The sequence below is a fragment of the Ferruginibacter sp. SUN002 genome (assembly GCF_050611725.1).
In the GTDB taxonomy this organism is placed as follows: Bacteria; Bacteroidota; Bacteroidia; order Chitinophagales; family Chitinophagaceae; genus Ferruginibacter.
This window is the reverse complement of the sequence record NZ_JBODJB010000001.1, coordinates 3,130,736-3,151,480: the sequence shown is the minus strand read 5'-3', so window position 1 is coordinate 3,151,480 and position 20,745 is coordinate 3,130,736. Positions and strand designations below refer to the sequence as shown.

At 36.8% G+C, this 20,745-nt stretch carries 21 protein-coding genes; 15 read left to right on the top strand and 6 right to left on the bottom strand.

Features of this window, described 5'->3' with window-relative positions; all coding sequences use genetic code 11:
* Positions 1 to 4: 4 nt before the first annotated feature.
* A complete protein-coding gene (locus ACQ33O_RS13455) occupies positions 5 to 1,102 on the bottom strand; it encodes a vWA domain-containing protein (RefSeq protein ID WP_430996112.1) in 1,098 nt (365 codons plus the stop codon).
* 131 nt (positions 1,103 to 1,233) lie between these two features.
* Entirely contained in the window at positions 1,234 to 4,305 is a 3,072-nt protein-coding gene (locus tag ACQ33O_RS13450) for a glycosyltransferase family 117 protein (protein ID WP_430996111.1), read from the bottom strand.
* Positions 4,306 to 4,508: 203 nt separating this feature from the next.
* On the opposite strand from ACQ33O_RS13450, the gene ACQ33O_RS13445 reads away from it, so the two are divergent.
* The 9 genes from ACQ33O_RS13445 (at position 4,509) to bshC (ending at position 11,597) form a co-directional block, all read left to right on the top strand.
* Positions 4,509 to 5,390, top strand: a complete 882-nt coding sequence (locus ACQ33O_RS13445; RefSeq protein ID WP_430996110.1) for a DMT family transporter — start codon at positions 4,509 to 4,511, stop codon at positions 5,388 to 5,390.
* Between the two features lie 96 nt (positions 5,391 to 5,486).
* A complete protein-coding gene (rpmB, locus tag ACQ33O_RS13440) occupies positions 5,487 to 5,723 on the top strand; it encodes a 50S ribosomal protein L28 (protein WP_430996109.1) in 237 nt (78 codons plus the stop codon).
* Between the two features lie 21 nt (positions 5,724 to 5,744).
* Entirely contained in the window at positions 5,745 to 5,927 is a 183-nt protein-coding gene (rpmG, locus tag ACQ33O_RS13435) for a 50S ribosomal protein L33 (protein WP_430996108.1), read from the top strand.
* Between the two features lie 67 nt (positions 5,928 to 5,994).
* Positions 5,995 to 6,165, top strand: coding sequence for a DUF4295 domain-containing protein (locus ACQ33O_RS13430; protein WP_430996107.1), 171 nt, complete (start codon positions 5,995 to 5,997; stop codon positions 6,163 to 6,165).
* 109 nt (positions 6,166 to 6,274) lie between these two features.
* On the top strand, positions 6,275 to 7,243 hold the full coding sequence (ftsY, locus tag ACQ33O_RS13425; protein ID WP_430996106.1) for a signal recognition particle-docking protein FtsY: 969 nt from the start codon (positions 6,275 to 6,277) through the stop codon (positions 7,241 to 7,243).
* Positions 7,244 to 7,250: 7 nt separating this feature from the next.
* Complete coding sequence (locus tag ACQ33O_RS13420; protein ID WP_430996105.1) at positions 7,251 to 8,081, top strand: CvfB family protein; 831 nt, start codon at positions 7,251 to 7,253, stop codon at positions 8,079 to 8,081.
* A gap of 84 nt (positions 8,082 to 8,165) precedes the next feature.
* Positions 8,166 to 8,423 (top strand): Smr/MutS family protein, encoded by a 258-nt coding sequence (locus ACQ33O_RS13415; protein ID WP_430996104.1) that lies wholly within the window; start codon positions 8,166 to 8,168, stop codon positions 8,421 to 8,423.
* A gap of 140 nt (positions 8,424 to 8,563) precedes the next feature.
* Positions 8,564 to 9,871, top strand: coding sequence for a 30S ribosomal protein S12 methylthiotransferase RimO (gene rimO, locus ACQ33O_RS13410; RefSeq protein WP_430996103.1), 1,308 nt, complete (start codon positions 8,564 to 8,566; stop codon positions 9,869 to 9,871).
* Positions 9,872 to 9,998: 127 nt separating this feature from the next.
* Complete coding sequence (bshC, locus tag ACQ33O_RS13405; RefSeq protein WP_430996102.1) at positions 9,999 to 11,597, top strand: bacillithiol biosynthesis cysteine-adding enzyme BshC; 1,599 nt, start codon at positions 9,999 to 10,001, stop codon at positions 11,595 to 11,597.
* 1 nt (position 11,598) lies between these two features.
* On the opposite strand, the gene purE is transcribed toward bshC, so the two are convergent.
* Both purE and ACQ33O_RS13395 read right to left on the bottom strand, forming a co-directional pair.
* Positions 11,599 to 12,117, bottom strand: coding sequence for a 5-(carboxyamino)imidazole ribonucleotide mutase (gene purE, locus ACQ33O_RS13400; protein WP_430996101.1), 519 nt, complete (start codon positions 12,115 to 12,117; stop codon positions 11,599 to 11,601).
* 86 nt (positions 12,118 to 12,203) lie between these two features.
* Positions 12,204 to 13,325, bottom strand: coding sequence for a 5-(carboxyamino)imidazole ribonucleotide synthase (locus ACQ33O_RS13395; RefSeq protein WP_430996100.1), 1,122 nt, complete (start codon positions 13,323 to 13,325; stop codon positions 12,204 to 12,206).
* 181 nt (positions 13,326 to 13,506) lie between these two features.
* Between ACQ33O_RS13395 and ACQ33O_RS13390 the strand changes: the two genes are divergently transcribed.
* Positions 13,507 to 14,274 carry a L,D-transpeptidase family protein gene (locus ACQ33O_RS13390; protein WP_430996099.1) on the top strand — a complete coding sequence of 256 codons (768 nt, stop codon included), beginning with the start codon at positions 13,507 to 13,509 and terminating at the stop codon, positions 14,272 to 14,274.
* Between the two features lie 2 nt (positions 14,275 to 14,276).
* Here the strand turns inward: ACQ33O_RS13390 and ACQ33O_RS13385 are convergent, their stop codons facing one another.
* Positions 14,277 to 15,530, bottom strand: coding sequence for an aspartate kinase (locus ACQ33O_RS13385; RefSeq protein WP_430996098.1), 1,254 nt, complete (start codon positions 15,528 to 15,530; stop codon positions 14,277 to 14,279).
* A 105-nt stretch (positions 15,531 to 15,635) separates the two neighbouring features.
* Here ACQ33O_RS13385 and fbp point away from each other — a divergent pair, with 105 nt between their 5' ends.
* Genes fbp through ACQ33O_RS13360 form a run of 5 tightly spaced genes read left to right on the top strand, consistent with a single transcriptional unit; the run spans position 15,636 to position 19,391 of the window.
* Positions 15,636 to 16,646, top strand: coding sequence for a class 1 fructose-bisphosphatase (gene fbp, locus ACQ33O_RS13380; RefSeq protein ID WP_430996097.1), 1,011 nt, complete (start codon positions 15,636 to 15,638; stop codon positions 16,644 to 16,646).
* 2 nt (positions 16,647 to 16,648) lie between these two features.
* A complete protein-coding gene (locus ACQ33O_RS13375; RefSeq protein WP_430996096.1) occupies positions 16,649 to 17,410 on the top strand; it encodes an ABC transporter ATP-binding protein in 762 nt (253 codons plus the stop codon).
* 25 nt (positions 17,411 to 17,435) lie between these two features.
* A complete protein-coding gene (locus tag ACQ33O_RS13370) occupies positions 17,436 to 18,272 on the top strand; it encodes an FKBP-type peptidyl-prolyl cis-trans isomerase (RefSeq protein WP_430996095.1) in 837 nt (278 codons plus the stop codon).
* A 2-nt stretch (positions 18,273 to 18,274) separates the two neighbouring features.
* Positions 18,275 to 18,799: a YfiT family bacillithiol transferase gene (locus ACQ33O_RS13365; protein WP_430996094.1), complete on the top strand. Its 525-nt coding sequence runs from the start codon at positions 18,275 to 18,277 to the stop codon at positions 18,797 to 18,799.
* Positions 18,800 to 18,851: 52 nt separating this feature from the next.
* Positions 18,852 to 19,391, top strand: coding sequence for an NUDIX hydrolase (locus ACQ33O_RS13360; RefSeq protein WP_430996093.1), 540 nt, complete (start codon positions 18,852 to 18,854; stop codon positions 19,389 to 19,391).
* Here the strand turns inward: ACQ33O_RS13360 and ACQ33O_RS13355 are convergent.
* The gene (locus ACQ33O_RS13355) at positions 19,385 to 20,734 is read right to left on the bottom strand and encodes a bifunctional folylpolyglutamate synthase/dihydrofolate synthase (protein ID WP_430996092.1); all 1,350 of its coding nucleotides are present in this window, start codon (positions 20,732 to 20,734) and stop codon (positions 19,385 to 19,387) included. The genes ACQ33O_RS13360 and ACQ33O_RS13355 overlap by 7 nt on opposite strands.
* Positions 20,735 to 20,745 lie beyond the last annotated feature (11 nt).

The following is a 20,745-nucleotide window of genomic DNA, read 5'->3' as shown; positions in this document are numbered from 1 at the left end:
TTTTTTAATATACTGTTTTTCTTTTTCCGCTTTCAAAATCTTTAAATATAAACGCTCCTAATTTATCAAGCGAAGCAAAGAAGGCCTTGCCATTATTCGTTTCTGTAAATTCCTGTACAAACCTTTGCAAGTAAGGATCTGAAGCGATCATAAAAGTTGTGATCGGTATTTTTAATTTTTTACATTGTGTAGCCAAACTCATGCAGCGGTTCAATATTTTTCTATCTACACCAAAACTGTTTTTATAATATTTTCCACCAACTTTTAAGCAGGTAGGCTTACCATCGGTGATCATAAAGATCTGTTTGTTAGGGTTTCTTCTTCTGCGTAAAATATCCATAGCTAATTCCAATCCTGCTACTGTATTGGTATGGTACGGACCAACTTGTAAATAGGGTAGGTCCTTTACTTCAATGGTCCATGCATCATTACCAAATACAACTATATCCAGTGTGTCTTTTGGATATTTGGTTTGTATTAGTTCACTCAATGCCATGGCTACTTTTTTTGCAGGGGTAATTCTATCTTCGCCATATAAGATCATTGAGTGAGAAATATCGATCATCAATACTGTTGATGTCTGCGATTTAAAATCCGATTCTCTGATTTCAAGATCATCTTCCTGCAAACGAAAACTTTCTGCACCATGATTGATTTGTGCATTACGAATGGAAGCGGTGAAATCAATTTGTTCGAGTGTATCTCCAAATTGGAAGGGTCTTGTTTCGGGATTGATCTCATCACCGCCGCCAGGTTTGAATGTATTGTGGTTGCCTTGTTTTGTTTTCTTTAGTTTACCGAAAATTTCTTCCAGACTTTTTTTACGGATACCTTGTTCTGTTTTTGGAGTAATTTTTATCTCTCCGTTTTGTTTATTTTCATCAATGTATCCTTTGTCTTTCAGATCTTCAAAAAAGTCTCCCATGCCATAATCATCATTGGTAAGATTATATTCTTTATCCAATTCATTCATCCACTGCATTGCTTCACTTACATCGCCATTTGTATAGGTGAGTAATTGCATGAAGATGTCGAGCAATTTTTCAAAACTGCTTTTGCCATCTTGGTTGGGATCATATTTTGAGAAGTTATATCCTTTCATAGTTTTTCACTTTTCGATATTCTTTGCCTCCCCACAATTTACGAAACATTTAAGCTCATCGATTGGTTCGGTTGTTAAATAAAAAAACCTTCCGTATTTCGGAAGGTTTTTTTATTTATGAAGTTGTTTTATTAGCTTTTCTTTTTTGGTGTATCTGCTACTTTTGCAGGAGCTGTGCCTGTGCCGGTTGATTTACCAGGTGTTGCCTGTTCTACAGGTGGTTGAGGGTTGGTATATTGCTGTTTCATTTGTTCTATACCCTTAAGGAATCGATCGGCTTGTTTTGCATCATCAGCTAATGCTTCCTGTGCACCATCACTAAGGTTGCTGTAATAAGTTATTTGTTGTTGAAGATCTTTTTTCAAGCTTTCAAAAACCTTATTTGCTAATGTGAAATCTCCTGCTTTATAAGCTGCTTCCATGAATTGAATAGAAAAATAATCATGCAGTTGATTACGGGAAACCATTCCATAAGGGAAGTTTTCCTGCAACATGTTTGAATCACATCTGTGCAATAATTTTTTAGCTTCTTCTTTTCTGCCGTTATCTGCTAAATTAGACGCAGCTTCAGCAAATGCCAAACGGATTGAATTTAAGTGACGACGGTTTTCTTCATCATAATAAACACCGGGTTTATTACAATTACCAAAAACAAATTTGTTCATCATTTTATCGTACACCCAATCTCTGTTTACGCCGGTGTTAACAACCGGTACTAAACGGCTTGTCAACCCATCGCTACGTAAATAATTGTCAAATCCTAAGCCTGCTCCGTTACTTGTAAAGTAAATAGGGCGTTTCCATTTATTGGCAGCAATGATATTTAGGATCGCTGTTTCACCCTTATTCAATTGATCTTTTTCTTTAGGAATTTCAAAACGAATTTCGGTCAGTACACTATCATCTGCATTTACTGTTCCGTTTCTTCTTACAAGATCAACATCTACCGGTATGATCACTTTTTTAGTAGGATAAACACTCAACATTCCACCACCTCTAGCCGGAACTTGCCTTAACGGATCTTCGCTACCTGCATAGTCTTTCATCATCGTATAAAGATCCATATACTGATTTGGATCTACGCCTGCAATCGGATAGCTGATGATCGCATCTCTCTTTGGACCTTCAATCTGTTCTTTGGTCCATATAACATCGATAGGGTCGCTGTCATTTACTTTATATCTTAATTGATTAATGTACCAATCTGTTCCAAGTAAACTTGAATTGATCACTCTCACATCTCTTCTAATACCTTCTACTTCTTGTGCATACCAAAGTGGATAAGTATCATTATCGCCATACGAGATTACGATGGCATTTTTATCACAACTTTCTAAATAGTTAATAGCCAGATCTCTTGCTAAAGTTTTATTGCTGCGGTCATGATCGTCCCATTCCTGAGAAGCCATCAACAATGGAACAGCTAAAGTACAAACAGCAGCAGCGGCATATCCTGCCAATGGTTTGCTGATCAGTTTTGAAAGCTGGTCTTTTACAAATAAAACACCCAAGCCGATCCATATAGCAAACGCATAGAACGATCCTACAAACGCATAATCTCTTTCACGAGGTTGATTGCCCGGCATGTTCAAATAAACTACAATGGCAAAGCCGGTAAAGAAAAATAACAAACCTGTTACCAATGCATCTCTTCTATCTTTTGAAAATTGAAATACAAGGCCCAATATGCCAAGAATAAGCGGTAGGGCAAAAAGTGTATTGTTTGCTTTATTATGTTTTAAGGTGTCGGGTAAAGCTTTTTGATCTACAAATTTCCAGTTACCATCACGACGATTACCCGGGTTGGTTCCTTGTATATCATTTTGTTTACCTGCAAAGTTCCACATGAAGTAACGCATATACATCCAACCAACTTGGTATTGCATGAAGAAGTTGATATTGTCTCCCATGGTAGGTTTTCTGTCCCATTCGCCTTTATCATTTTTTGTTATTTCTGCAAAACTTGCGTAGAAGTCAGCATGGCGGCCTTGATCATTGCTTGCATCCCACATACGAGGGAAGAAATGTTGGTCTTCATCAGCATAAACATAATTGATCTTCCTGCCATTTTTTTCGTATTTATCTTTTCCTTTTATGTAGGTTTCTTCTGTTTCCGAATCAATAGGCTCAGCAGTAAAATCCTGTCCGAATAAAACAGGCGTTTCGCCATATTGTTCACGAGCTAAATAGCCAACTAAGCTCACCGGATTATCTACATTGAACATATCAATTGAAGTATCTGCATTGCTACGAATTAGTGTTGTAAAATAAGTAGAGTATCCTAATAGCATGAAGGTGAATATCCAAAGACCAAGACGTAAGAAATTCCAGTTTTTCTTTTTAGCAACACGTATTCCCCAAAAGATAAGTACAGCCAATAAAACAAAGAAAAAAGCAAAGCCGCTGAAAAAAGGCAGACCAAAATCATTTACAAACAGTACATCAAAGTTACCGGCACCTTTAATAGTCCATTGAATAACGGCTTTTTGAACCACACCGGTGATCACACATCCAATTACAAAAGCCCAAAAGGTTCCCCAGTTGGTTACTTTATAACGTTTGAAATAATAGATCATTACAATTGCAGGAATCGTCAACAAGTTCAATAAATGCACACCAATTGATAATCCCATAAAATAAAATATCAGAATAAGCCATCTGTCGGCACTTGTAAAGTGACCATTAATACCGGCTTTTTGTTCTTCTGTAACAGCGTTCTCCCATTTAAGAATAGCCCAGAATACAATAGCAGTAAAGAAAGATGACAATGCATATACCTCACTTTCAACTGCACTGTACCAGAACGAATCGCTGAATGTATATGCTAACGCACCAACAACACCGGCAGCCATGATGCCGAAAGTTTTTTCTCCGGTTAATTCTTCTCCGCTTTTTTGAACGATCTTTTTTGCAAAGTGGGTAATGCTCCAGAATAAAAATAAAATAGTGAAGCCACTTGCTAAAGCACTCATTGTGTTAGCACCTAATGCTGCATTGTGAGAGAACGGTATCATAAATAAACGGGCAATCAAAACAAAAAGAGGTGCCCCCGGTGGATGCGGCGTTTGCAATTTATAAGCACTGCTGGCAAATTCGCCACAATCCCAAAGACTACCGGTAGCCTCCATTGTCATAAGATATACTGCACATGCAATGAAACACACGATCCATCCGGTAATGTTGTTAATACGTTTATAATTCATATAGAAGTTGATTATGAGGAGGCAAATATAATTAGTTTATAGTTTGCGGTTCATAGTTTGTGGTTATTTATGTTTTTTTTTGGAAGGAGTTTGTTTGAGGTTGGAAATTGGATGTTAGCTTTCAATTCGAGAAATTATCAAAGATTATATAAGTTATTATTCTCCCAACACTCAACTTCTAACTGCTTACTATCTTTGCCCCAATGAAAAAAGCCTTCACACAATTACACATTGCGGTTTTCTTAGCTGGGTTTACGGCAATACTCGGAAAGTTAATTGGATTGAACGAAGGGCTTTTAGTATGGTACAGATTATTGCTTACGGTGCTTGCGCTGGTTGTAATCTTATTTATACGAAAACAATTGGTAAGACTTTCTATGCAGGATATGTTGCAAGTTTTCGGAGTTGGAGGTATCATTGCATTCCATTGGGTAACATTTTACGGTAGTGTAAAATATGCCAATGTTTCGGTGGCTGTTGTTTGTTTGGCTGCTTCGGGTTTTTTCACAGCTTTTTTAGAGCCTATTATTTTTAAAAGAAGGATCAAACCAGTGGAGATCATCTTAGGGCTTTTAGCAATTATAGGTATCTATATTATATTCGATTTTCATCCTCAGTATAAATTGGGGATCATTTTTGGAATTTTTGCCGCTTTAGGCAGCTCACTTTTCCCCATTTTCAATAAAAAACTGATCAATCGGTTTACACCCTCCATTCTTACCCTTTACGAAATGATCGGAGGGTTGATTGTATTGAGTATTTTAATTCCGGTATACCTATATTTTTTTCCTGCAACCTATTTTTTACCAACGCTAGCTGATTGGTGGTGGTTGATCGTATTGGCCTTGTTATGTACCGTATTATGCTTTGATTTACAGCTAAATGCATTGAAAAAAATATCACCTTTTACCTCTAATCTGGCTTACAATTTAGAACCTGTTTATGGTATTATTTTGGGTTTTATTTTCTTCAAGGAAAACAAAGCTTTACACACTCAATTTTACTTAGGCGTTGCACTAATAATTATTGCCGTAGCTTTACAAACAGCCTTGGTTATCAGCTCTCATCGCAAAAAAAAGGCTTAAGTAAGAATAATTTTCCCCAAAAGTCGAAAATTCTTAATTCTTAATTAAAAATTCTTAAATATTTTCCCTACCTTTGCCGTCCAAAAAATTAGTACAATGGCTAGAGTATGTCAGGTTACAGGTAAGAAGCCAATTACAGGTAACAAAGTATCGCATTCAAATATCAAGACAAAACGTAGATTTTTACCAAATTTGCAGACGAAAAGATATTTCTTGGCTGAAGAAGACAAATGGGTAACGTTGAAAGTTTCGTCAGAAGCTATCCGCACTATCAATAAAAACGGTTTACTTTCTGTTGTAAAACAATTGAGAGCTGCCGGCGAAAAAATTTAATAATCTTACAATTAAGATAAAATGGCAAAGAAAGGCAACAGAGTTCAGGTGATTTTAGAGTGCACAGAGCACAAAGCTAGCGGCCAGGCAGGTACTAGTCGTTACATCACTAAAAAGAACAAAAAAAATACTCCTGAAAGACTAGAGTTGAAAAAATACAACCCTATTCTTAAGAAAGTAACTGTACACAAAGAAATTAAATAATTGAATTGCTGATTGGATGGTGCAATCATCAAATCTCCAAATCATCAAATCTTCAAATTAAAAGAAAATGGCAAAAGCAGCATCAAAGAACGCTAAGGTTAAAGATATTAAAGCGGCAGCAGAAGCAAAGAACTGGACAAAAGTGATCCGTGCAGAACGCAGTCCTAAAACCGGTGCATATACTTTTAAAGAAAACATCGTTCACAAAGATAAAGTGAAAGAATTTTTAGCAAGTTAATTTGCTAAGTACTTACTATATTAAAGCTGTTCTGAAATATCGGAACAGCTTTCTTTGTTTTAATAATACTTCGATCTACAACTAAGAACTATAAACCAAGAACTAAAACATGGGACTCTTCGATAAACTTTTCGGAAAAAAGCAGCAGCAGGAAAGTCTTGAGCAGGGATTGCAAAAAACAAGAGAAGGTTTTTTTAGCAAGATAACAAAGGCCATTGCCGGAAAAAGCACTGTTGACGCAGAGGTGTTGGATAATGTTGAAGAAGCATTGGTTGGCGCTGATGTAGGTATTGAAACAACCGTTAAGATCATTGAGCACATTGAACAACGTGTTGCCAAAGATAAATACTTGGGAACCTCAGAACTTAATACAATATTAAAGGAAGAGATAGAAAAAATACTGGTAGCAGCTCCGCAGGATACATCATATGAAAATTATGAGTTACCTACGGGCAATAAACCGCATATCATTTTAGTAGTTGGTGTGAATGGTGTTGGTAAAACAACAACTATTGGCAAGTTGGCACATAACTTTTCTAAAGCAGGGAAATCTGTTTTACTCGGTGCCGCCGATACCTTCAGAGCTGCAGCAGTTGATCAACTAACGATATGGAGTGAACGAACTAATGTGCCTATAGTTAAAAAAGAAATGGGTAGTGATCCTGCTTCGGTAGCTTATGATACGGTGATAAGTGGTGTTGCAAAAAATGTAGATGTTATTTTAATAGATACAGCAGGTAGATTGCATAACAAAGCTCATTTAATGGATGAGTTAACTAAAATAAAAAGAGTAATTCAAAAAGTAATTCCTGATGCACCACACGAGGTAATGTTGGTATTGGATGGAAGTACAGGTCAAAACGCATTAGAGCAGGCAAAACATTTTACTGCCGCAACGGATGTTACTGCTCTAACAATCACTAAATTAGATGGTACAGCAAAAGGCGGTGTGGTATTGGCAATAGCCAATCAATTCAAGATTCCTGTAAAGTTCATCGGCGTTGGTGAAAAGGCAGAAGATCTCTTGGTTTTTGATAAGCATCTTTTCGTTGAGGGGCTCTTTAGTTTAACAACATAAAACAATTATGATAAAAGTCGGTCAATACAATACACTAAAAGTAATACGTGCCGTAGATTTCGGTGTGTATCTCGATGATGGCGCTCAAGGTATTTTATTGCCCAAACGTTTTGTACCCGAAGGCTTGGAAGTTGGCGATGAGATAAAAGTGTTCTTATATCATGATGGTGAAGAAAGATTGATTGCAACAACTCAACAACCAAAAGCTGTAGTAGGAGATATCGTAAAATTAAGGTGTGTGAATGCAACACCACAGGGAGCGTTTTTAGACCTTGGTTTGATGAAAGATATTTTTGTTCCTGCTGCAAAACAAATAACAGGAATGCGGGTGAATGGCGATTATCTGGTTAAGATATATATAGATGAACAGACAGGACGTATTGCAGCAACAGAAAGATTAGCTGATGCTCTAAATAATGATCTTGTACAATTAAAAGAATTGGATGTTGTTGACCTTACGGTTCAACGTCGTTCCGATATTGGTTATGTGTGCATCATCAACAATCAATATACAGGCGTTTTGCATTTTAATGAAATTTACAGAAATATTCAAGTAGGCGATAAATTTCAGGGGTATGTAAAAAAGATATATCCCGATGGCAATAAAATTGATCTTGCAGCAGGTAAGCCGGGCTACAAAAGAGTAGAGGATGAAACTGAAAAAGTGATCAGACTTTTGAAAGAGAATAATGGTTTTCTTCCATACAACGACAAAAGCAATCCCGATGATATCTATGATTTTTTTGCAATGAGCAAAAAAACATTTAAAATGACAACGGGGAATTTATATAAGCAACGGAAGATTGTTTTTGAGAATGACGGTATTAAACTCGTTTAAAAGATTTAAATCGTTTAATACGTTTAACGTTCATTAAACTTGTAAAACTTTTTGAACATTTTCAACCTCTTAAACTTTGTAGAAATGGCTAAAATAAAAGTTGATCTGCATCCCATTTACAATAACAGCAAAGCTATTGATAATGCATTGTTACAGGCTTTTGAAATTGCTATTGAAAAGCGTATCACTGAAGTAGAGATCATTCCTGGTAAAGGAACCGGACAGCTGAAAAAGAAGGTGCAACGTTTTTTACAAATGCCGCATATCAAACCATTATATCATAGAATAGAAAACGACAGCAAGAATTTTGGAAGGCTGTTTGTTTATTTTAAGTTTAAATGATTTATTATTTACGATTTCTTTTAAATATTACAACTGTCTTAATAGGATTACTCTAACAATTTGAACAAAATCGTAAATCCCAAATCAAAAATCGTAAATTCTTAAACCCCAGTTTTAACTACCTTTGCACTCACCAAATTATGCGTACAAGATCATTACATAAGGATAAGGTAAATATCATTACACTCGGCTGTAGTAAGAATATGGTGGATAGTGAAGTGCTGAGCGGTCAGTTGATCGCTAATGAAATTGAGACCGTACATGAGAGTACAAAAAAAGATCACAATATCGTTATTGTAAATACCTGCGGTTTTATTGAAAAAGCAAAAGAAGAAAGCATCAATACTATTTTAGATCAGGTTGAATTGAAGCGTAAAGGCAAACTCGATAAAGTTTATGTTACAGGTTGCCTGAGTGAACGGTATAAAAATAATTTGGAAGACGAGATTCCTGAAGTAGACGCTTTTTTTGGTACGATGGAATTGCAAGGCATGTTGAAGACCTTCAACGCAGATTATAAAGCAGACCTTATCGGCGAACGTTTGTTATATACACCGCAGCATTATGCTTACATGAAAATAAGCGAAGGCTGTAATCGTACCTGTTCATTTTGTGCTATACCATTGATGAGAGGTCAGCATGTAAGCAGACCGATAGAATCATTGGTAGATGAGGCAAAACGTTTGGTACAACGTGGCGTAAAAGAAGTGATGCTGATTGCACAAGAACTTACTTATTACGGATTAGATATTTACAAAAAAAGAGAGCTTCCTAAATTATTGCATGCACTGGCAGATGTAGAAGGATTGGAATGGATCAGAATGCATTACGCCTATCCTTCAAAATTTCCAATAGAAATTATTGATGCAGTAAAAGAACGTCCGAACATTTGTAATTATCTTGATATGCCTTTACAACATGCTGCCAACAATATGTTGAAAGCGATGAAAAGAAATATCACCAGAGAAGAAATGGAAGACCTGATCGGTGAAATAAGAAATAAGATACCCGACATTTGTTTGCGTACTACTCTAATTGCCGGCTTTCCCGGAGAGACAAGAGATGATGTAGAAGAACTAAAAACCTTCTTACAAAAAATGCGTTTCGATAGGGTAGGTATATTTACTTATAGTCATGAAGAAGGAACAACTGCACATGGTTTGATTGATAATATCTCTGCAGAAGAAAAAGAAGAAAGAGCACAGGAGATCATGGAAGTACAACAGGAAATTTCTCTCGAAAAAAATCAGGAAAAAGTTGGTAAAACCTTTAAAGTGCTGATCGATAAAAAAGAAGCCGGCAGATATCTTGGCCGTACCGAATTTGATAGCGTGGAAGTAGATAATGAAGTGATCGTTCAAAGCAAGAAAAAATTAACCATTGGTGATTTTGTAAATGTTAAGATCACTAAGGCATATGATTATGATTTGGAAGGAGATGTAGTTTAGTTATTTACGATGTGTGATGTACGATTTACGATTTTGTTTAAATTTTTAGAGCTTTCTTTTAAATAAGTCCTAACATGTTGAAGGAAATCGTACATCGTACATCGTACATCAAATATTCACGGTTTAAATGAATACAACAGCTTCACATATTTCTTACGCTCAAACGGGTTACTTCTCAAAAATGGTAGCAGACTATATTGCTGCTGATGAGAAACTAAAACCTTTTTACGATCATCCTGTATCGATTAACGGTGTTAAAGCTGCCATTGCCGAAAGAAAAAAATATTCTACCGATAGAAAATTGCTTACAACAGTTCTTACAGAGCAATACAAAGGCATTACGATTTCGAGTAAACAACAATCAAATCTTACTCAACTAAATAGTGATGATACCTTCACTGTTACAACAGCACATCAGCCCAATATATTTACCGGCCCGTTGTATTTTATCTATAAGATATTGCATGCAATAAAATTATCTGAGCAATTAAAAACAGAGTTGCCCGAATATAATTTTATTCCGGTGTATTATATGGGAAGCGAAGATGCTGATCTGGATGAATTGAATCACATTTTTATCAATGGAGAAAAACATGTTTGGGAAACCAAGCAGACGGGTGCTGTTGGAAGAATGAAGGTGGATAAGGCTTTGATGAAAATGCTGGATGAAATTACAGGAGAACTATTGGTCTATCCTTTCGGCAACGAGATCATCGATAAAATAAAGAACTGTTATAAAGAGGGTTCAACCATTGAACAATCAACATTTTGTTTAGTGAATGAATTATTTGCTGATTACGGCTTGTTGATCTTATTGCCCGATAATGCTGTATTGAAACATGCTTATGCTCCTGTTCTTAAGAAAGAATTGCTTGAGCAATTTTCTCAGAAAGAAGTAGCGAAAACAGTTGCTGCGTTCCCTTCAGAGTATAAAGTACAGGCTGCAGGCAGAGACCTGAATCTATTTTATTTGAATGATACCAGCAGAGAAAGAATAGAAGTAGCGAATGGTGAATGGTCTGTTGTTAACGATAGTAAGAAATTTGATGAGGCAGGAATACTTAATGAATTGAAAGATCATTCCGAACGTTTTAGTCCGAACGTAATTTTAAGACCGGTGTTCCAGGAATTCATTCTACCAAACATTGCATTTATTGGCGGTGGAGGAGAAATTGCATACTGGCTGGAATTAAAAAAAGTTTTTGAAGCGGTAAACGTACCATATCCAATTTTGATCGTTCGTAATTCATTTGCTTTTATTTCAAAAGAAGTACAAGCACTTCAAGATAAATTACAGTTTAGTGCAGCCGATCTATTTAAGCCGGAAATGGAATTGCTAAATGCATTGGTCAAAAGAGATTCCGACGCTCAGTTAAGTTTAGAAAAAGAAAAAGCAGAGATCGATGCATTGTACAATAAAGTGAATGCAATTGTAAATGCTGTTGACGTAACACTTTCATCGCATACCGAAGCATTGAAAACTGCAGCGTTAAAACGTATTACCGAATTAGAGAAAAAATTATTAAGAGCAGAAAAGAAAAAATTTGAAGCACAGCAAAGACAATTGCATAAAATAAAATCACAGTTGTTTCCTAATCACAGTTTGCAGGAAAGAATTGATAACTTTTTACCTTACTATGCTAAGTATGGAAAAGATTTTATTAAAATGATCTATGATAATTCTTTGGGGTTAGTGCAGGAATTTATAGTTCTTACAGAAAATTAATCTACACATCAAACTCATTCGTGAAACCAAGTTGTCTAACATTCTTCACACTTTCCATAACAATATCATCCTGGTATTCTTTATAAGCTTCTAATTTTCCGGCAATCGAAGGATCATGCAAGGCAAGAATTTGTGCAGCTAAGATACCTGCATTCTTTGCACCATTCAATGCAACAGTAGCAACTGGCACACCATAAGGCATTTGTAAAATAGATAAAACCGAATCCCATCCGTCAATAGAGTTAGAGGATTTTACCGGTACACCAATAACAGGTAAAATAGTTTGTGCAGCTACCATGCCCGGTAAATGTGCAGCGCCGCCAGCTCCGGCAATGATCACTTTCAAACCACGTTCTTTTGCTTTGGAAGCATATTCTTTTAAACGTTCAGGTGTACGATGTGCAGATACGATCGTTAATTCAGGTTCAACTTCAAATTGTCTGAGCATTTCTGCTGCACCTTTCATTATATCAAGATCGCTTTCGCTGCCCATTATGATTCCAACTAATACTGCTGCCATGGTTTGTGTTTTTATAAAGATAAATTATTTTGATAAAGTTTAAATTATTACTGGTCCATAGTTGATAGTCAATGGACCATGGACTATCAACTAATCACTTTCAACGTACTCTTAATCCTGTTAGCCTGATGGATCAATTCTTGTTTTTCTGCACTCAATATGGTTACATGCCCCATCTTTCTTCCCGGCTTAGTTTCTTTTTTACCATAAAGATGAACAAATACATTTTCAATCTGCAACACTTCTTCTAATCCTTTGTAATGTACAGTTCCACTATAGCCTTCTTCTCCAATAATATTTACAATGGCTGCAGGTAGAATATGATCGGTATTGCCAAGCGGATAGTCTAACAATATTCTCCAAAGCATATCAAATTGTGAGGAGTAATTAGCTTCTATAGAATGATGTCCGCTGTTGTGAACACGGGGAGCGGTTTCATTTACAAATACTTCATCATTTTTATCTACAAATAATTCTACTGCAAAAATGCCCGGGCTTTTTAATTCTTTTACCACTTTCAACGCAATGGCTTCTACTTTCCAAAATGTTTTTTCAGGTAGGTCGGCGGGACTTATCTGATAGTCTAATAAATTCAACACCGGATCAAAGACCATATCTACCGGAGGGTAGATAGCAGTTTCTCCTTTATCGTTCACCGCAACGATCACAGCGATCTCTTGTTTAATCGCTACCATCTTTTCCAATACACTGGGTGCATCAAAGCCTTTTGCAACATCATCTTTTGTTCTGATGATCTGCACGCCTTTTCCATCATACCCACCTTTGCCAACTTTATGTACTGCAGGTAAAAAATCGGTATGGCTGTTGAGTTCCTGTAAGTTATTGGTGATTAAAAAATCCGAAGTAGGGATCTCATTTGTCTTATAAAATTGCTTTTGTACAACTTTGTCTTTAATGGTTCTTAATGCCGATGGTTTTGGGTAAACTTTTATGCCTTCAGATTCAAGTTTTTCCAAGGCTTCTTCGTTAACACTCTCAATTTCAATGGTTATGGCATCCAGGCCTTTCCCGAAATTATATACATCGTCGAAATTAGAAATATTGCCTATTGTAAACTGGTGGCAAAGATGTGCAGACGGGCAATCAGCGTCATTTTCCATTAAAAAAGTCTCAACGGGGTAGTTTACAGCGGCTTGTAACAACATTCTGCCTAATTGACCGCCACCTAAAATGCCAACTTTTTTCATGAGGCAAATATAAATCCTATATACGAAGTTTAAAGTTTTTACGTTGTATATAAATAATCGTGAATTTACTAAGCAGCTTTACGCAAACGATGCCGTAAAAAACGCAATAATTAACAAAATGAAACCGATAAATAATATATTTTTACATCCCATAGTAACAACTAAGGAGGATAAAATATCAATGAAGAACCTGTTTGTCGGCGCTTGTTTACTGGCTTTGCTTGCAATTACTGCGGGCAATTCTGCGTTTGGCCAAACCGCATTCACTGATTACAAGACCTCTTCCTACAAACTTGCCGAGATATATAACCGAAAAGAAGATTCTCTCAAAAAACAATTTGAAGCTAAAAAGCTCAGCTGGCCGGTAAAAGAAATGTACATACGTTCTTTTAAATATGATAGGCAATTAGAAGTTTGGGTGAAAAGTTCCGACAGCGGATCATACAAGTTGTTTAAAACGTACAGGGTTTGTATGCAGAGCGGTACCATGGGGCCTAAACGCATGGAAGGTGATTATCAGATACCCGAAGGATTCTATTATATCAATGATTTTAATCCTAACAGTAATTACCATTTATCTCTTGGATTAAATTATCCGAATGCATCAGACAGAATTTTGGCTGATGATGCACACCCGGGCAGTAATATTTACATACACGGCAGTTGTGTTTCAGTAGGTTGTCTGGCAATCAGTGATGAACCAATTGAAGAGTTATATATTCTGGCCAATCAGGCAAAAGAAGCCGGGCAGGATTTTATTCCGGTACATATTTTCCCGGTTAGATATGATCTTAAAAAATCAATGGATTATTTAACTCAATTCACAAAAACCAACCACGCTTTAGAAGATTTTTCAAATTCGCTTAAAGTGGCATTCGATCATTTCGAAGCTAAAAGAGCACTGCCTGTTGTAATGGTCAACAAGCAAGGCAAGTACATCGTTGAGTAATTTTATTTCAGTATCAACTGAATGATCTCTTCTGTTTTTTGTTCCAATACAATTTTTCTGTTACCGGTTAGTTTGTTCACCGTTTCATTGTTGTAATGACGTATAGTCAATAACGTTAGTCCCTTCTCTATTTGTACATCAAATAATTCACTTGCTTTCAATGCAAGCTTTTCTATTTTATCAGATCTATTGTCTAAACAACATAATAAACTGATGGCACCGTTTTGCGATATATTCGGACGGATCTTTATCTCAACAAACAGATCATGCAATTGACTCACCAGATGATCTTCAACAAAAGAAAAGTCTTTTGAATTCAACTGCATTACTACCTGATCTTCTTTTACAACAATGATAGGAGGCAGGTTATGTACCGGATCGTTACTGATGATCGTTCCCTTCAACTCAGGCTTTAGAAAACATCTAACATGTAATGGTATATCCTTGTTCTGTAAGGGTTTTATTGTTTTTGGGTGAATGACCGTAGCGCCATAAAAAGCCATTTCAATTACTTCTCTGTAACTCAATACGTCAATGAATTGTGCATCCGGAAATTTTTTCGGATCAGCATTCATTACACCTTCAACATCTTTCCAGATCGTTTGACTTTCTGCATTCAGTATATTGGCAAAAACGGCAGCACTATAATCACTGCCTTCTCTTCCGAGTGTAGTACTTTCATTTTCATCTGTTGCGCCGATAAAACCTTGTGTAATGATGATATTGTTTTTTTCAAAAAGCGGAACAATATTTCGTTCAACCTGTTGCGTTGTAAAGGCCCAATCAATAGTAGCATCTCTGAAATTATCATCGGTTCTTACGATATCTCTTACATCTACCCAACTATTATTGATATCAACTGTATTAAAATAATCGCTTACAATAGCAGTGCTCAGTAATTCACCCAAACAAACGATCTGATCATAATAGTAATCATATTCTCTTACAGGTTTGTCGTGCAGGAGCCATTCTACTTCGGTGAATAAGTCGTTTAGTTGGAGGTTGGAGGTGGGAAGTTGAAGGTTGGAGGCAACAGTTAAATGTTCTTCTTTTAATTGGGTAAATAAAGCAAGTGCTTCATCTTTTTTGCCTGCAAAAAATGCTTCAACAACTTTTTCAAGCGCATTAGTGGTTTTACCCATTGCTGAGATGATGATAAATATCTTCTCATTACTATATGATCTGACAATTTTGGCAATATTCTGTATTCTTTCTATACTATTTATACTTGCTCCCCCGAATTTAAAAACCTTCATTGTAAATTGTGATTGATTGAGTTAATTCATTTAATTTCGTCCTGCAAAATTTGCGGTGCAAAAATCGTGAATATTGCTCAATAAACACCTAAGAAAAAAACGATAATGGCAATTAACAGACGAGTACTCACGCTGGATGAGTTTACTATCCAGCAAATGCGTAGCATACCCGGCGCAACCGGTGAATTATCAGGCCTTTTGAGGGATATTGGTTTGGCTGCAAAAAGAGTAAATGTAGAAGTAAACAAGGCAGGTTTGGTGGATATACTCGGAGATGCCGGTACAACCAATGTGCAGGGAGAGGAAGTAAAGAAACTCGACATATTTGCCAATAATCAATTCATGGGGGTATTGAGGCATGGTATCAATTGTGCAGGTATAGGAAGTGAGGAGATGGATGACTTTGTGATCTTTGATGATGAAATAAGCATGAACAGTAAATATGTATGCATGTTCGATCCATTGGACGGTAGTGCCAATATTGATGTGAATGTGTCTATCGGAACCATATTCAGTGTGTTCAAAAGAGTTACTGAAAGAGGAACACCGGTTACTGCGGCAGACTTTTTACAGCCGGGTAATAGGCAAGTGGCTGCAGGATATGTTATTTATGGTTCATCAACCATTTTGGTGTATGCAACAAAGAGAGGTGTGAATGGTTTTACATTGGATCAGTCGATCGGAGAGTTTTCGCTGAGCCATCCGGATATTCAATGTCCCCCTACCGGTAAAATATACTCTGTGAATCACGGGCACTTTTTTCAATATACTCCCGGGGTGCAGGATTATATTCATGCTTGTCAGGCGAAGAACGCAAGTAACGGTGGTCCATATACGCAAAGATATATCGGTAGTATGGTAAGTGATGTACACAGGAATTTGATCAAAGGTGGAATATTCATGTATCCTGCCATTAAAGATAAACCAGGGGGTAAGTTAAGGTTAATGTATGAGTGTAATCCTTTTGCTTATATTGTAGAAATAGCAGGAGGGGTGGCAACAGATGGTACTCAAAGAATACTGGATATACAACCAACAGGCTTACACCAACGTACACCATTTTATGTTGGAAGTAAGTTGATGATGGAAGAATTAAATAGTTATTTGACGAAATAAAAATGCAAGAATCTATCATATCTGTTACTGATCTTAAAAAAGACTATGGTGCTTTTCACGCTGTGAAAGGCATTTCTTTTGAAGTATATCAGGGAGAGATATTCGGTTTGCTTGGTCCGAATGGGGCCGGAAAATCTACAACGCTGGAGATCATTGAAACACTTCGAAATAAAACAAGTGGCCGGGTTATAGTTGACGGACTTGATTTAGATAAAGAACCCGATAGCATTAAAAAGATCATCGGTGTGCAATTACAAACATCGGGATTTTATCCGGGTTTGAATTTAATAGAACTAATAGAGCTTTTTGCAGGATTGTATAATCAGGAAGTAAAACCATTAGAGTTGCTGAAGCTTGTAAATTTAGAAGACAAAGCGAAGAATAAATATAAGGAATTGAGTGGCGGACAAAAACAACGTTTTTCCATTGCCACAACATTGATCAATAAACCGAAGATCGTTTTTCTGGATGAGCCAACAACCGGACTTGATCCGCAGGCAAGAAGAAATTTGTGGGATTTGATAAAAGATATAAGAGCTAAAGGAACAACAGTAATCATCACCACACACTATATGGATGAGGCAGAGCAATTGTGCGACAGGATCGCTATTATGGATGAAGGGAAAATAATTGCATTGGCTTCGCCTGATAAACTGATCGATGACTTAGTGGCTACGGGTTTTGAAAGACCTAAACAAGTGAAAGCTGCTAATCTGGAAGATGTTTTTATTCATCTTACAGGAAAAGAAATAAGAGAAGAATAATTTTATAAATAAAAAGAAAAGTAACATGAATAAGTTTTTTTTAGGATTATGTGTAGCGATCTCGGGAGTATTTGCAATAAGCTTTACTTCTTCGGGAAAAACGGTTGCTCAAACTGTTTCTGGAACAGAAGTGAAGTTGCCCCACACCGATACTTTATTGAATGTAGCAGATACGTTTGCATATGGTTTGGGGATGAATATCGGAAACAATTTAAAAGATCAGGGAGTAGTAACATTGAATTTTGATGCGTTGAAAAAAGGTATGCAGGATGTTTTTGCTGCCAATAAAATGACCATTACCGAGCAGCAGGCAAATGACTGTATACAAAAAACATTGATGGATCTTTCTGCAAAAAAACTGGCAGCCGAAAAAGCACGAGGTAAAGCTTTTCTTGATTCAAATGCAAAAAGACCCGGCGTGATCACGCTAGCAAGTGGGTTGCAATATGAGGTTATGAAAAAAGGAGATTCCACTGCTGTTATGCCTAGAGCATATGACACGATCGTTGCACATTATGTTGGGATGTTGACCGATGGAAAAGAATTTGATAACTCTATTGTAAGAGGGCAACCTTTGGTTATTAAAGCAAATGAAGTAATACCGGGTTGGACGGAGATCGTTCAAAAAATGCATATCGGTGATAAATGGACCGTTTTTATTCCAAGTGAATTGGGTTATGGAGATAGAGGCGCAGGTGCTGATATTCCTCCCGGTGCAACATTGGTATTTGAAATGGAATTGCTAGGTGTAAAACCTTTTGTTTTACCGCCACCTCCACCGGCACCTCCAAAAATACAAAAGACTACCAAGCCGGCGCCGGTTAAACCTAAAACAAAAACAAAAGTTAAAGCAAAACCATAAGTATGGAAGATCTTAGTTTTCCTATTGGCAAATATGAACCACAACCATTTTCCGATAACCAATTACGGGAATGGATAAATGATATTAAATTCTTACCGCAGGAATTGGAGAATGCTGTGCAAAATTTAGACGAAGCTCAATTGAATACTCCTTATCGTTCCGGTGGTTGGACGGTGAAGCAATTAATACATCATGTGGCAGATAGCCATATGAACGCTTATATCCGGTTTAAATTAGGATTAACAGAAGACAATCCTACCATCAAACCATATGAGCAGGATCTGTGGGCTGAGATGAGTGATACAAAGAATTTACCCATCAATATATCGTTGACTATTTTACATGCAGTGCATTTGCGTTGGTCGGAAATATTAAAAGCGATCAAACCGGAAGAATGGAACAGAACTGTTGTTCATCCTGAACATGGTAAACAAATGACATTGTATTTTTTATTGGGTATGTATGCATGGCACAGTAAACATCATACTGCTCATGTTACCCGATTAAGAGAAAGAAATGGCTGGTAGTTTCTATGGTCCATAGTCCATGGACTGAAGCTACAAACTAAGAACTAAAGCAATGAACTGGAAAACACTCACAACAAAATACATTTCTCGTCACAAATATTTTACTGCAAGGGTAGATAAATGTGAAATGCCTGATGGCAAGATTGTAGAAGAATATTATGTTGTAGAATTACCGGTTTCTGCATGTGCATTGGCTATTACAGAAGATGGAAATGTTGTATTGAACAGACAATACCGTCATCCAATAAAAGAAACGATCACAGAATTACCCGGAGGCTTTATGGATGAAGGAGAGGAACCAACCAAAGCCATTGCAAGAGAATTGCTCGAAGAAACCGGTTATGCATTTTCATCTATTGAATATGTTGGCAAGGTTGCAGCTAACCCGGGAGTGTTAGATAATTATACGCAATTATTTCTTGCACAAGGCGGTAAAAAGGTAGCAGCTCAAAGTCTCGATCACAATGAAGAAATTGATATTGTGTTAGTGCCGTTAGCAGAAGTGAGAGCGATGCTTGCAAGAAATGAATTTGCTCAGGCATTGCACACTTGTTGTTTGATGTATGCTTTTCAAAAATTAGACAGTCAATAATTTACTTCCCCTACTAAAAAAACACTACCACAAACAATGATCAGATCATCTTTTTGCGCTGATCTTTTCGCTGCATCGATTGCATCATTCACATTGTCGAATGTTTCACCGATTAACCCAAATTCTTTTGCTTTTAATTGTAGTTCGCTGGCCGGCAATGCTCTTGGGATATGTGAGTTGGTGAAATAATACCTGGCTTCTGAAGGCAGTAAGGACAACACTTTCGAGACCTCTTTATCTTTTACCATACCGATGATAAAGTGTAGTTGTGGTTTTGGTTGTTCATGGTTCATTGTCCATGGTCCATGGTCTATGGTCGATTGTCCGTCGTCCGTGGTTCGTCGTCTCACCTGTTCCAACACCTGCTTAATGCCATCTTCATTATGTGCAACATCTAATACCACAATGGGGTCGCTACTAATTACATCCCAACGTCCGTGCAAGCCTGTTAGTTTTTTTGTATTGGCCAATGCATATTTTTTATGTTCATCGGAAATGATAAAACCTTGTTCATTTAAAATGTTTACTGCACTTAAAACTGTTCGTAGATTTTTACTTTGATACAAACCATTTAAATCTAACTTCAATAATTCTCTTTTTTTAGTTTCAGCACTTTCAACAGTAACACTTAAATCGTAAATCGTAGATCCCAAATCGTAAATCGAAAACTGTTCTTCAGCAAAAGAAACAGCGGCCTTACATTCTGCAGCCTTATTAATAAAGATTGGTTTTGTTTCAGGCAAATATTCTCCAATAATAACCGGGATGTTCGGTTTAATAATGCCTGCTTTTTCAAAAGCAATTTTATCTAAAGTATCTCCCAATATATTCATGTGATCGTAACCGATATTGGTGATGATGGATAGAATGGGAGTGATGATATTTGTAGAGTCCAGTCTGCCACCAAGGCCTGTTTCAATAACGGCAATATCAACTTTTTCTTCAGCGAAATAATCAAATGCCATCGCAACAGTTAGCTCGAAAAAAGAAGGACTGATCTTATCCGACAAAGTTTTTGTTTTCTCTACAAAATCGATCACAAAATCTTCAGTGATCATTTCACCATTGATCTTTATTCGCTCCCTGAAATCTTTTAAATGTGGCGAAGTGTATAAGCCTGTTTTATAGCCTGCCTTTTGTAAGATAGCGGCCAACATATGGCTGGTACTGCCTTTGCCGTTGGTGCCGGCAATATGAATGCTTTTGAATTTTGTATGCGGATCATCTAAACTACTGCACAATTCAATGGTGTTATGCAGATCGGCTTTGTATGCAATACTTCCAATGCGACTGAACATTGGTAATTGTGCATATAAATAATCGATGGTTTGCTGATAGGTCATCTATGCAAATA